Origin of the sequence: Pseudomonas sp. NFACC45, from assembly GCF_900113505.1 — a bacterium.
Classification (GTDB): Bacteria; Pseudomonadota; Gammaproteobacteria; order Pseudomonadales; family Pseudomonadaceae; genus Aquipseudomonas; species Aquipseudomonas tehranensis.
Genome location: NZ_FOPO01000018.1, coordinates 1 through 12,859, shown reverse-complemented (window position 1 = coordinate 12,859; position 12,859 = coordinate 1). Strand labels below are relative to the sequence as shown.

The 12,859-nt window shown below is 60.6% G+C and carries 9 protein-coding genes, 4 tRNA genes and 1 pseudogene; 4 read left to right on the top strand and 10 right to left on the bottom strand.

The features are described 5' to 3' along the window. Window positions 1–106: 106 nt before the first annotated feature. The 9 genes and pseudogenes from BM132_RS29040 to rluD form a co-directional block, all read right to left on the bottom strand. Window positions 107–970 carry a methyl-accepting chemotaxis protein gene (locus tag BM132_RS29040; protein ID WP_371264166.1) on the bottom strand — a complete coding sequence of 288 codons (864 nt, stop codon included), beginning with the start codon at window positions 968–970 and terminating at the stop codon, window positions 107–109. Continuing rightward, window positions 962–1,732, bottom strand: a pseudogene (locus BM132_RS29035) (MCP four helix bundle domain-containing protein); the annotation flags it as partial. The pseudogene BM132_RS29035 and the gene BM132_RS29040, both read right to left, overlap by 9 nt. A gap of 153 nt (window positions 1,733–1,885) precedes the next feature. After that, window positions 1,886–1,962: transfer RNA gene (locus BM132_RS26560), tRNA-Pro, on the bottom strand. Between the two features lie 94 nt (window positions 1,963–2,056). Next, window positions 2,057–2,132 (bottom strand) — tRNA-Lys (locus BM132_RS26555). A gap of 5 nt (window positions 2,133–2,137) precedes the next feature. Further along, window positions 2,138–2,214 (bottom strand) — tRNA-Pro (locus BM132_RS26550). Window positions 2,215–2,221: 7 nt separating this feature from the next. Then, window positions 2,222–2,297, bottom strand: a tRNA-Asn gene (locus tag BM132_RS26545). A 426-nt stretch (window positions 2,298–2,723) separates the two neighbouring features. After that, window positions 2,724–5,288: an ATP-dependent chaperone ClpB gene (clpB, locus tag BM132_RS26540; RefSeq protein ID WP_092459827.1), complete on the bottom strand. Its 2,565-nt coding sequence runs from the start codon at window positions 5,286–5,288 to the stop codon at window positions 2,724–2,726. Between the two features lie 130 nt (window positions 5,289–5,418). Beyond that, window positions 5,419–6,144, bottom strand: a complete 726-nt coding sequence (pgeF, locus tag BM132_RS26535; protein WP_092459825.1) for a peptidoglycan editing factor PgeF — start codon at window positions 6,142–6,144, stop codon at window positions 5,419–5,421. Beyond that, a complete protein-coding gene (gene rluD, locus BM132_RS26530; RefSeq protein ID WP_092402987.1) occupies window positions 6,141–7,103 on the bottom strand; it encodes a 23S rRNA pseudouridine(1911/1915/1917) synthase RluD in 963 nt (320 codons plus the stop codon). Before rluD ends, pgeF begins: the two co-directional genes overlap by 4 nt. Window positions 7,104–7,254: 151 nt before the next feature. On the opposite strand from rluD, the gene BM132_RS26525 reads away from it, so the two are divergent. From BM132_RS26525 to BM132_RS26510, 4 genes are all read left to right on the top strand, one after another. Beyond that, window positions 7,255–8,271, top strand: a complete 1,017-nt coding sequence (locus tag BM132_RS26525) for an outer membrane protein assembly factor BamD (protein WP_092459823.1) — start codon at window positions 7,255–7,257, stop codon at window positions 8,269–8,271. A gap of 124 nt (window positions 8,272–8,395) precedes the next feature. Continuing rightward, the gene (locus BM132_RS26520; protein WP_092459821.1) at window positions 8,396–8,629 is read left to right on the top strand and encodes a PP0621 family protein; all 234 of its coding nucleotides are present in this window, start codon (window positions 8,396–8,398) and stop codon (window positions 8,627–8,629) included. Then, window positions 8,619–10,211 carry a two-component system sensor histidine kinase NtrB gene (locus BM132_RS26515; RefSeq protein ID WP_092459819.1) on the top strand — a complete coding sequence of 531 codons (1,593 nt, stop codon included), beginning with the start codon at window positions 8,619–8,621 and terminating at the stop codon, window positions 10,209–10,211. Before BM132_RS26520 ends, BM132_RS26515 begins: the two co-directional genes overlap by 11 nt. Next, a complete protein-coding gene (locus BM132_RS26510; protein WP_092459817.1) occupies window positions 10,208–11,554 on the top strand; it encodes a sigma-54-dependent transcriptional regulator in 1,347 nt (448 codons plus the stop codon). Before BM132_RS26515 ends, BM132_RS26510 begins: the two co-directional genes overlap by 4 nt. A 231-nt stretch (window positions 11,555–11,785) precedes the next feature. Here the strand turns inward: BM132_RS26510 and BM132_RS26505 are convergent, their stop codons facing one another. Then, window positions 11,786–12,151: a DUF6124 family protein gene (locus tag BM132_RS26505; RefSeq protein ID WP_092459815.1), complete on the bottom strand. Its 366-nt coding sequence runs from the start codon at window positions 12,149–12,151 to the stop codon at window positions 11,786–11,788. Window positions 12,152–12,859: the final 708 nt, after the last annotated feature.

The window sequence follows — 12,859 nt, the reverse complement described above, 5'->3', positions numbered from 1 at the left end:
CACAGGGTGACCACAATCAACTGTGGAAGCGAGCCTGCTCGCGATGACTGCCGCCCAGGCAATCACGCGCTTGAGTTGAAATCCTTACTCCAGGCCGCGTCCCCAATCAAACCTGAAACCGCTGAACCATGGCGCGCAAGGCATTAGCCAGTTGCGACAACTCATGGCTGGACGCGCTGGTCTGGTCCGCACCGGTGGCCGAGCGCACGGACAAATCACGAATGTTCACCAGGTTGCGATCCACCTCGCGAGCCACTTGTGCCTGTTCTTCGGCGGCGCTGGCGATTACCAGATTGCGTTCGTGGATTTCATTGACCGACGTCGTGATGGTTTGTAGCGCCTCGCCCGCCCGCTCCGCCATCGCCAGGGTATTGGCGGCCCGACTGGAACTGGCCTGCATGGAATCCAGTGCCTGGGTAGCACCGCTGCGCATGCCTTGGACCATCTGTTCGATTTCCTGGGTCGATTGCTGCGTGCGATAAGCCAGCGCTCGCACCTCGTCCGCCACCACCGCAAAGCCGCGACCGCTTTCGCCTGCCCTGGCTGCCTCGATGGCGGCATTGAGGGCCAGCAGGTTGGTCTGCTCGGCGATGGCCCGGATCACATCCAGTACCTTGCCAATGTCCTGCGATTGGTTGGCCAGGGATTGCACCAGGCCGCCGGTGACCTGCACGTCGCTGGCGAGCGCACCGATGGCGTCAACGGTGTCGCTGACCCGCTCTTGGCCAAGGGTCGCCGATTCACTGGACTGGCGCGTGGCATCGGACGTGGAAACCGCGTTACGTGCAACTTCTTCCACGGCAGTGGTCATCTCAGTGACGGCAGTGGCGGCCTGTTCGATTTCGTTGTTCTGCTGTTGCAGGCTCTGGCTACTATCAAGGGTGACCGCGTTCAGCTCATCGGCGGCGGTTGCCAGTTGAGTGGCCGAGGCGCTGATACCTTGCAACGTCTCGCGCAGGTTCTGTTGCATGGTCGCCAGCGCCTTGAGCAAGCGGCTCACCTCGTCGTTGCCATGGGCTTCGATCGGCCGGGTCAAATCGCCCCGGGCCACGTTTTCAGCGGCATTCAACGCTTCGCCCAAGGGTTTGACGATACTGCGGGTGAGCAGCATCGCCAGTACAACCGTAGCCAGGGCAGCGAGCACAATGAACAGGCTGACGATCATCCGGGAGGTGGCGTAGTGCTCCTGGGACTTCTGACTTTCGATGGACACCTGTTTGGAGAACAGCAGCGCCAGGTCGTTGAGCTGTTTACCGGAACCGTCCACTACGGTCTTCATGTCTACCAGCAACAGCTTGATCAACTCGTCCCGACGGCCCTGCTCTGCCAGGGTGAAAGACTGAGCGATGCCCGCACGGTAGGCGGCGAAAGTTTGCTTGAACTGGTCATACAACGCCTTGCCTTCAGGTGTGACGACAAGCTTCTCGTAGCTGGCGATCATTTCGCTCAGTTCTTTATCACGAGTATCCATTTGCCCACGGTACACCGGGATGTTTTTCGGATCCTGGTCCAAGGCCATACGCAGGGAAATAGTGCGGATACGCAGCATCCACTCGCGGATCTCATCCCCGCCGCGAATGCTGGGGAGCCATCGGGTCTCCACCGCGACTTCGCTGTCGCGGATACTCGACATTTGCCCCAGCGCAAACACGCCGAGCAACGCCACCAGCACGGCGATCAAGGCGAAACCCAGTGCGGCACGAGGGGCGATATTCAGCTGACGAAGAAACATAACGAGGTGCCTTTTTTATTGTTGGCCTGAAGTAGGGCGGACGTCCGTGCCCCTGTCGGCGGGTTATCGGCTAGTTGTACGATGACTTGAACCAAGTCACTTTTTCGCAGGCAAAAAAAATCCCCGTATCTTTCGATACGAGGATTTTTAATATGGTCGGGGTAAGGGGATTCGAACTCCTGACATCCTGCTCCCAAAGCAGGCGCGCTACCGGACTGCGCTATACCCCGGTAAAAAAAAGGCGACCTTCGCAAGTCGCCTTCCTCGATCAGCGCTTTTGGCCTCTGATCTTAAGATTCGATTCCAGCGAACTGGTTTCAAAAATGGTGGGTCGTGTGGGATTCGAACCTACGACCAATTGGTTAAAAGCCAACTGCTCTACCAACTGAGCTAACGACCCAAAAATGGTCGGGGTAAGGGGATTCGAACTCCTGACATCCTGCTCCCAAAGCAGGCGCGCTACCGGACTGCGCTATACCCCGATTGAAATGGCTCCGTGACCAGGACTCGAACCTGGGACCCAATGATTAACAGTCATTTGCTCTACCGACTGAGCTATCACGGAACTGATATTTCAAGTTACTACTTTAAGCTGCTACGTTGAAGCCAGCTTCAACCTCTTCTACCCTAGCGCATCGCTGCGTTCGTGTGTCTGAGGCGCGCTATTCTACAATCTTAAAAACCTCTGTCAACCCCTTAAATTGCTTTCAAGACAATGATTTGCAACTTATTTTGGGTTCCTTCTCACAGAGAAGTGGCCCTCGGGGGTGACGTACTGCGGGGCGCACTTTACAAGCCTTTTCCTTTGAGTTCAACGGCCTGATGAAAAAAATGGCGCTTGGAAGCAAACACCCATAAATCAGGAAAAGATCGACGGTCGTGGCGAGGGAGCTTGCTCCCGCTGGGTCGCGTGACAGCCCTCAAAAAACGAGGAGTGCTTCGCCCTCCAGCGGGAGCAAGCTCCCTCACCACAAAAGACCAGACAATCGCCTCAGTTGAAAACGATTTCGTCGTTCTCCACGGTGCCTGTGACGGTTTCGCCTGGCATGAAGCGACCAGAGAGGATCAACTGTGCCAGCGGGTTCTCGATCCAGCGCTGGATCGCCCGTTTCAGCGGCCGCGCGCCATAGACCGGGTCGTAACCTACCGCGATCAGCTTATCCAGCGCCTCGTCACTCAATTGCAGCTTCAGCTCGCGCTCGGTGAGACGACTGCGCAGGCGACCAAGCTGGATCTCGGTGATGCCAGCGATCTGATCACGGGCCAGCGGCTCGAAGATCACCACTTCGTCCACCCGGTTGATGAACTCCGGCCGGAAGTGGGTGGAGATCGCGTCCATCACAGCGGCGCGTTGCGCCTCGCGATCACCGACCAATTCCTGGATCTGCGCCGAGCCCAGGTTGGAGGTCATCACGATCACGGTATTGCGAAAGTCCACCGTGCGTCCGTGGCTGTCGGTCAGACGACCATCCTCCAGCACTTGCAGCAGGATGTTGAACACATCCGGGTGGGCCTTCTCGACTTCATCGAGCAGGATCACCGAGTACGGCTTGCGTCGCACAGCCTCGGTCAGGTAACCGCCCTCTTCGTAGCCGACATAGCCCGGTGGTGCGCCGATCAGCCGCGCCACGGAATGTTTCTCCATGAACTCCGACATGTCGATGCGCACCATGGCCTCTTCGGTGTCGAAGAGAAACTCGGCCAGAGCCTTGCACAGCTCGGTTTTACCGACACCGGTCGGGCCGAGGAACATGAACGAGCCACTCGGCCGGTTAGGATCCGACAGCCCGGCTCGAGACCGGCGCACGGCGTTGGACACTGCCACCACCGCCTCTTCCTGACCAATCACGCGCTGGTGCAGCAGGCTTTCCATCTTCAGCAGTTTGTCACGCTCGCCTTCGAGCATCTTCGACACCGGAATGCCGGTCCACTTGGACACCACTTCGGCAATTTCTTCTTCGGTGACCTTGCTGCGCAGCAACTGGTTTTCGCTCTTGCCGTGCTGGTCGACCATTTGCAGGCTGCGCTCCAGATCCGGGATCACCCCATACTGCAGCTCGGCCATGCGGTTGAGGTCGCCTTTACGGCGGGCCGCTTCCAGTTCCTGACGGGACTGTTCGATCTTTTGCTGGATCTGCGCCGAGCCCCGGACTTCAGCTTTCTCCGAATTCCAGATCTCCTCGAGATCGGAATATTCGCGCTCATGGCGAACGATCTCTTCCTGCAACCTTTCCAGGCGTTTCTTCGCCGCTTCGTCGCTTTCTTTTTTCAAGGCCTGGGATTCGACCTTGAGTTGAATCAGGCGCCGCTCCAGCCGATCCAGCACTTCCGGCTTGGAGTCGATTTCCATGCGAATGCGGCTGGCGGCTTCGTCGATCAGATCGATGGCCTTGTCCGGCAACTGTCGATCCGTGATGTAGCGGTGGCTGAGCTTGGCCGCCGCGATGATCGCACCATCGGTAATCGCCACCTTGTGGTGAACTTCATAGCGTTCTTTAAGGCCGCGCAGGATGGCGATGGTGTCTTCTTCACTCGGTTCCTCCACCAGCACTTTCTGGAAACGCCGCTCCAGCGCCGCGTCCTTCTCTATGTATTGGCGGTATTCGTTGAGCGTTGTCGCGCCGACGCAGTGCAACTCGCCACGGGCCAGCGCAGGCTTGAGCATGTTGCCGGCGTCCATCGAACCTTCGCCCTTGCCCGCGCCGACCATGGTGTGCAATTCGTCGATGAACAGAATGATCTGCCCTTCCTGCTTGGACAATTCATTGAGCAAGGCTTTGAGCCGCTCTTCGAACTCGCCACGGTACTTGGCACCGGCGATCAGCGAACCCATGTCCAGGGACAACAGTCGCTTGCCCTTGAGGCCATCCGGCACTTCGCCATTGATGATGCGCTGGGCCAGGCCTTCGGCGATGGCGGTTTTACCCACGCCAGGCTCACCAATCAGCACCGGGTTGTTCTTGGTGCGGCGTTGCAGCACCTGGATTGTGCGGCGGATTTCGTCGTCACGGCCGATCACCGGGTCAAGTTTGCCTTCCTCGGCACGCTTGGTCAGGTCGACGGTGTATTTGTCCAGCGCCTGACGGGACTCCTCGTGGTTGGCGTCGTTGACCGCTTCGCCGCCACGCAGGTTGTTGATGGCATTCTCCAAGGCTTTCTTGCTCACGCCCTGGCCGAGCAACAGCTTGCCCAGCTTGCTGTTCTCATCCATGGCGGCGAGCAGCACCAGCTCACTGGAGATGAACTGATCACCCTTTTGCTGGGCCAGGCGGTCGGCTTGGTTGAGCAGTCGCGCCAGATCCTGGGACATGTTCACGTCCCCTGTCGGATTCTGGATCTTGGGTAGCTGGTCGAGTTCTTTGGCCAGCTCTTTACGCAGGCTGCTCACGTCAAAGCCCACCTGCATCAGCAGTGGCTTGATGGAGCCGCCCTGCTGCTCGAGCATGGCTTGCATCAGATGCGCCGGCTCGATGCCGGGATGGTCCAGGCCGACGGCCAACGACTGGGCATCGGACAGGGCCAATTGCAACTTACTGGTTAAACGGTCAATACGCATGGGTCACCTTCCTTTTGAGCAGGCCGGACCTGAAAAACATCCTGAATGAAGAAACCTGCCAGATACCGCTATAGATGTGGACGATTCTGGAAGATTCAAGCAGTGCGCTATTGATACAGATCAGAGAAGTCTAGCGCTCGAGCCAGATCAGGGAGGCGAAGCGACCGGTACGCGGGTTGCGCCGGTAGGAAAAGAACCGTGGGTCGGTCACCGTGCATTGGCCGCCCCCATAGACCGCCGTAACACCGCGCGCCGCCAGCCGCAGACGAGCCAGGGCATAGATGTCGGCCAGCAATTTGCCGGTGTTGTGGCTCGGGACGAAGGCTTGCGCCGCCTGTGGCAACTGCGCGACGAAGGCTTCCCGCACCTCGGGCCCGACTTCGAAGGCTTGCGGGCCGATGGCCGGGCCGAGCCAGGCGAGGATTTCATCGGCGGGCACTTCCAGACTGTCCAGCGTAGCTTCCAGTACGCCGTTCGCCAGCCCGCGCCAACCGGCATGGGCTGCCGCGACGCGGGTGCCGGCACGGTTGCAGAACAGCACCGGCAGGCAGTCCGCCGTCATCGCCGTGCAGGCGATACCCGGTGTGGCTGTCCAGCTGGCATCGGCGGTGGCCACCCGAGCCGGATCAGCCTCGACCACGGTAATACCGTGGACCTGCTGCAACCAGGCCGGACGGATGGCCAATCGATCGGTGAGGCGGCGACGGTTCTCAGCGACGGCCGCAGGCTCATCGCCCACATGGTCGCCCAGGTTGAGGCTGTCGAACGGCGCCAGGCTGACGCCGCCGGTACGGGTAGTGACGCAGGCCTTTACCCAGGCCGGTGCGGGCCAGTCGGGTATCAGCCAGTCACTCATCCGATGAACGCCTCGCGGTCTTGCTTGAGCAACGTCAGCAGCCAGACAAAATCATCCGGCAGCGGCGATTCCCAGCTCATGCGCTTGCCGGTAGTCGGATGATCCAGTTCCAGGAAACGCGCATGCAGCGCCTGACGCGGGAAACTCTTCAGCGATTCGACCATGGTCTGGCTGGCAGCCGGTGGAATGCGGAAGCGACCGCCGTAAGCCGGGTCGCCCACCAACGGGAAGTTGATGTGGGCCATGTGCACGCGGATCTGGTGGGTACGGCCGGTTTCCAGCTTGACCCGCACGTGCGTGTGGGAACGGAAACGCTCCAGCACGCGATAGTGGCTGACCGCCTGCTTGCCGCCTTCCATCACGGCCATACGCTGGCGCTGCTGGCCGTGACGGCCAATGGGGGCGTTGATCTTGCCACCGGCGGTGACCACACCGATCACGATGCACTCATAAATGCGGCTGACGCTGCGGCTTTGCAGCTGTGTGACCAGTTGTGTCTGCGCCTGAATGGTCTTGGCCACCACCATCAGACCGGTGGTGTCCTTGTCCAGGCGGTGCACGATGCCGGCACGGGGCACGTTGACGATGTCCGGCACGTGGTGCAGCAAGGCGTTGAGCAGGGTGCCATCGGCATGACCGGCGGCCGGATGCACCACCAGGCCCGCAGGCTTGTTGATCACCAGGATGTCGTCGTCTTCATAGACGATGTCCAGGGCAATGTCCTGGGCGACCCATTCTCCCTGGGCCTCCTGTTCGGCAGTCAGTTCGAGGATAGCGCCGCCATGGACGATGTCGCGCGGGCGGATCACCGCCCCATCCACAGTCAGGCGGCCGTCCTTGATCCAGGCGGAAAGGCGCGAGCGCGAGTGCTCGGCGAAGAGTTGTGCGGCGACTTGATCGAGGCGTTGGCCGCCCAATTCGGACGGCACCTCTGCGCGAAGTTCTATTTTATCGGACATGCTCGGACTAGGCGTCGGCACAGCCTTTGGTTTCGGCTGCGCGCTTGTGGTTAAATACGGCGTCTTTTGCCCCGAGGCTTCTCAACGGGGCGCTCATCATAACAGGACGGCCCCGCCCAAGACAGCGGCCGTCATAGGGACGCAAGCCGCCATGCAAGTGAAACACCTGCTGCTGATCGCCATCCTCGCATTGACTGCTGCTTGCTCGTCGAAGGAAGTCGTAGACGAAAACCTGAGCGAAGTCGAACTGTACCAACAGGCGCAGACCGACCTGGACAACAACAGCTATACCAGCGCCACGGCCAAGCTCAAGGCCCTGGAGTCGCGGTATCCGTTTGGTCGCTATGCCGATCAGGCCCAGCTGGAGCTGATCTACGCCAACTACAAGAACGCCGAGCCGGAAGCTGCGAAATCCGCCGCCGAGCGCTTCATTCGTCTGCACCCGCAGCACCCGAACGTCGATTACGCTTACTACCTCAAGGGCCTGACCTCCTTCGACCAGGACGTCGGCCTGCTGGCGCGCTTCCTGCCGCTGGACATGACCAAGCGGGACCCGGGCGCCGCGCGCGACTCCTACAACGAGTTCGCCCAGCTGACCAGCCGCTTCCCCAACAGCCGTTATTCGCCGGACGCCAAGCAGCGCATGATCTACCTGCGCAACCTGCTGGCGGCCTACGAAATCCACGTGGCTGACTACTACCTGACCCGTCAGGCCTACGTCGCCGCTGCAAACCGTGGCCGCTACGTGGTGGAAAACTTTCAGGAAACCCCATCGGTGGGCGACGGCCTGGCGGTGATGACCGAGGCTTACCAGCGCCTGCACCTGGACGATCTGGCGGCCACCAGCCTGGAAACCCTCAAGCTAAACTACCCGGATCACCCGTCCCTGGAGGATGGTCAGTTCACCCCGCGTGTTGCCGAAGCCGACAACCGTTCGTGGCTGAGCAAGGCGACCCTGGGCCTGATCGAATCCCGTCCTCCCCTGCCGCCGGGCGAAACCCGCGCCAACCAGGACGTGCAGCGTCAGTTCCAGGATGCCAAGGAAGCCATTCCCAACGAGCTCAAGCCCAAGGACGCCGATGGCAACGTGATCGAGGAAGAAGAGCCCGAGAACGAATCCAGCGATCGCTCCTGGTTCAGCTACATGACCTTTGGTCTGTTCGACTGAGGCCAGGCACCCGTAAAAAGGGAGACCCACGGGTCTCCCTTTTTTGTGCCTGGATTTTATAGCGCTGTGCGCCGTTCCTGTCCTTGGCTAAACTGCCTGATCATTAGCCAAAAAGCCGCCCATCATGCTTCGTTTACTGTTCTGGATCGCCCTGATTGCCGCCGCGATATGGTTGTGGCGCAAGTTCAAGGGCGCCTCTGCCGCGCCGCGTTCCCCTCGGGAACAGGACGCACCGCCCATGGTCCGTTGCGCCCATTGCGGTGTGCACCTGCCACGAGATCGGGCACTGGCCCTCGAACAACAGTGGTATTGCAGCCAGGCTCACCTCGAGCAAGGCCCGGGCACTCGTGACCGCTGAGCAAGCCTCAAGTCCTCGCGTCAAACAGGCGCAGCGCCTGCTGCGTCTCTATCACCTGTACCGTCTAAGCATCGGCATCACCTTGGTGCTGCTGATCTCCAGCAACATGGACAACCGCTTGCTGGAGTTCGCCAACAACGATTTGCTGCGCAGCGGCAGTTGGTTGTACCTGGTGCTGAACATCCTGTTGGTGGTGTTTCTTGAAAATACCCGCCGCCCAGCCCGGCTGTTCGGCCTGGCTCTGACCGACGTGCTGTTGTTGTCGTGGCTGTTCTACGCGGCCGGCGGCGCCCCCAGCGCCATCGGTAACCTGCTCATCGTCTCGGTGGCCATCGGCAATACGCTGTTGCGAGGCCGAATTGGCCTGTTGATTGCCGCTGTCGCCACGCTGGGCATCGTCGGATCAAGCTTCTTCCTCGACCTCAGCGATTCGAGCCGTCCCAGCAGTTATCTGCAGGCCGGCACCCTGGGAGCCTTGTGTTTTGCCGCCGCGCTGCTGGTGCAAGGCCTGACCCGACGCCTGGAAGCCAGTGAAATCCTGGCCGAACAACGGGCCAGCGAAGTGGTTGGCCTGGAGGCGCTCAACGCACTGATCCTGCAACGCATGCGCACCGGCATCCTGGTGCTCGATCGCCAGCGTCGGGTGCAATTGGCCAATGAAAGCGCGTTGAATCTGTTGGGCATGCACGATCTGGTCGGCCAGCGGCTCGACGATTGCTCAGGCGCCCTGGTGGAGCGCCTGCAACTGTGGTTGAACAACCCCAGCCTGCGTCCGCAAAGCCTGACCATTAACGGCACCGGCCTTACCTTGCAACCGAGTTTCATTGCGCTGGGACATCACGATCAGCATCAGATCCTGGTCTTCCTCGAAGACCTGGCCCAAGTGGCCCAGCACGCCCAGCAGCTGAAACTCGCCTCCCTGGGGCGCCTCACCGCCGGTATCGCCCATGAAATCCGCAATCCGTTGGGGGCAATCAGCCATGCGGCGCAATTGCTGCGCGAGTCCGAGGAACTGAACGACGCAGATCGGCGTCTGACGCAGATCATCCAGGATCACTCCCAACGAATGAACCGCGTCATTGAAAACGTCCTGCAACTGTCTCGTCGCCAGCAAACCACGCCGCAACGCCTGGATCTACGGATCTGGCTCGACCAGTTCGTCCGACAAGCCCGGGAAAACGCGGCTGGGCATCAGCACTTGCACCTGAGCATCGACCCGGGCGACTACATCACGCTGATGGACCCCGATCAGTTGACCCAGGTGCTCGACAACCTGCTGCGCAACGCCTGGCGTCACAGCGCGATGGCCCATGAAGAGGCCGAGGTCTGGCTCAAGCTGTTCATCGATCCCCACAGCCAGCTGTCCACGCTGGACATTATCGACAACGGCCCCGGCGTGACGCCGGACCAGCAAGCGCATTTGTTCGAACCCTTTTTCACTACCAGCAGCCAGGGCACCGGCCTTGGGCTCTATCTGTCCCGTGAGCTGTGCGAAAGCAACCAGGCCCGCCTAGACTTCAAACCACGCCAAGGCGGCGGCTGCTTTCGCATCACTTTTGCTCACGGACGGAAACAGATTTGACTACACGCTCACGGCAACGAATCCTGATCGTCGATGACGAACCGGACATCCGCGAACTCCTGGACATTACCCTGGGCCGGATGAAACTCGACACCCGCAGCGCCGAAAACCTTGCCCAGGCCCAGGCCCTGCTGGCTGAAGACACCTTTGACCTATGCCTGACCGACATGCGCCTGCCCGACGGCACTGGCCTGGAACTGGTGCAACATATCCAGCAACGCTACCCGCAATTGCCCGTGGCAATGATCACCGCCTACGGGAGCCTGGAAACCGCCATCGACGCCCTCAAGGCCGGCGCCTTCGACTTTCTGACCAAACCGGTCGACCTGGGTCGGCTGCGGGAGCTGGTCACCAGCGCACTACGCCTGCCGTCAGTCGCCATCCCGGCGGCGTCCATCGAGCGCTGTCTGCTGGGCGACTCCCCGCCGATGCACAACGTCCGCAAACAGATCGAAAAACTCGCTCGCAGTCAGGCGCCGGTCTACATCAGCGGGGAATCGGGTTGCGGCAAAGAGCTGGTCGCCCGATTGATCCATGAGCAAGGCCCGCGTTCCGCCCAGCGTTTTGTGCCGGTCAACTGTGGGGCGATTCCCACGGAACTGATGGAAAGCGAGTTTTTCGGCCATCGAAAAGGCAGCTTCAGCGGCGCCATCGAAGACAAACCCGGACTGTTCCAGGCCGCCCACGGCGGGACCTTGTTCCTTGACGAAGTGGCCGACCTGCCCCTGGCGATGCAAGTCAAATTGCTGCGGGCCATCCAGGAAAAGGCTGTGCGTGCCGTTGGCGGACAGCAGGAAGAAGTGGTTGATGTACGAATTCTTTGCGCCACCCACAAGGACCTGGACGCCGAAGTCAGCGCCGGGCGCTTTCGCCAGGACCTGTACTATCGACTCAACGTCATCGAACTGCGCGTCCCGCCGCTGCGCGAACGCCGCGAAGACATCGAACCGCTCGCCAATCACACCCTCCAGCGCCTGGCCGCCAACACCGGCAGCCCCGCGGTCAAGCTCCATCCCCAAGCGCTGGACGCCCTTCGAAACTACCGCTTCCCGGGCAATGTTCGGGAACTGGAAAACATGCTCGAACGCGCCTACACCCTTTGCGAGCACCAGTTGATCGAAGCCCATGACCTGCGTTTGGCCGAGGGCATCAGCACCGCCGACGCCGGCAGCCCCGATCTGATGCGGGTCGATAATCTGGAAGACTATCTGGAGGACGTCGAACGCAAACTCATCCTCCAGGCTTTGGAGGAAACCCGCTGGAACCGCACGGCGGCGGCGCAGCGGTTGAAGTTGTCGTTTCGGTCGATGCGGTATCGGTTGAAGAAGTTGGGGTTGGATTGAGCCCCGGCTTTCAAGCCCACGCTGCCCCCGTGGCGAGGGAGCTTGCTCCCGCTGGGCTGCCGTAGGAGCTGTCGAGTGCAACGAGGCTGCGATCTTTCCCCAAACGCTTGAGTCTCAAGCGAAAGATCAAAAACTCGTCCGAACGCGGCCCGAGCCCTCGGCAGCGCCTACCGCAGCCCAGCGGGAGCAAGCTCCCTCGCCACAGGTTCTGTGTTCGCCTTGGCTGCTTTTCTAGCCCTTCGCCACGGGTACCTGCTCGTCCAGCACGCGATTGGCCAATAACTCACTCAGCTCGATCAGTTGTTGCACTCCCAATGCAACATGCCGTCGCGAGCCTTCGAGTTCGAAGGCCAGGTCGCTGACGGTTGCGTTGGCTGAGGCCAGGGTTTCGCTGAGGTTGGCGAGCAGGCATTCGGTGTCGATGCCTTCCACGACGGTGAATAGCTGGTTTGAGGGTGGTTTCTTTTTGGCTTCGGGCTTTGGGGCTAGGTAATAGTCGAGGGCGCGTTGGGCGGCTTCGTCGAGCTTTTTGGGGTTAAGGCTGGCGTTGGGAGAAGCGTTATTGGTTTCTGAAGGTGATGGAGGTTTGTTACACATTGCGGTACTCCAAAGGGGGAATGGATTACCAAGTTTTCGGGCCGCGACGCCCGGACGCTGAATTGGCAGCGACGGGAAAAAGGTTAGCCAGAGTTCTTCCCACCCGGCAACCGCCGGAACTCGTCGGAAAATTCGGCTCGAATTAGGGGCTTTGTCCGACCCTTCCCACAAATTCTGGTTGGTTGTCAGGCTGCCTTCGTGAGTGTGTATATCCGTTTCTGCGGTAACGGCCACTTATGGTTCCGCTCTTACAGCGGGTCACTTTTGGAAGAGCCGGGTGCCGGACCAGCCAAAAGTAACCAAAAACGCTCTGCCCCACCACTCGGCACCTCGCTTAGGCTCGGTGTGCCCTCACTCCGGCATTGCTCCGTGGGCCCGCCGCGAAGGGCCATCCATGGCCCAGCGCGGCTACCTCGGCATCCATGCCGAGGTAGCCACTGCGCAACGCCTGCGTTCGGCCAGCGTGGTTAACGGGGCGCCGAGATCAACGTCCTCCGCGAGGCGGCCTGACAGCCGGCCTGGTTTTGTGCGGACGCGTTTCTCCTGTGGGAGCGAGCCTGCTCGCGATAGCGGTACCTCGGTCACATCGAGGATGGATGGGCTCCCACACGGGGATAGGGATACGACCGGGAGAAACAGGTCGGCTATCAGGCCGCCTCGCGAGCAAGCTTTGCTCCCACTGGTCCAACCCAAACAAGTCCGATTGGT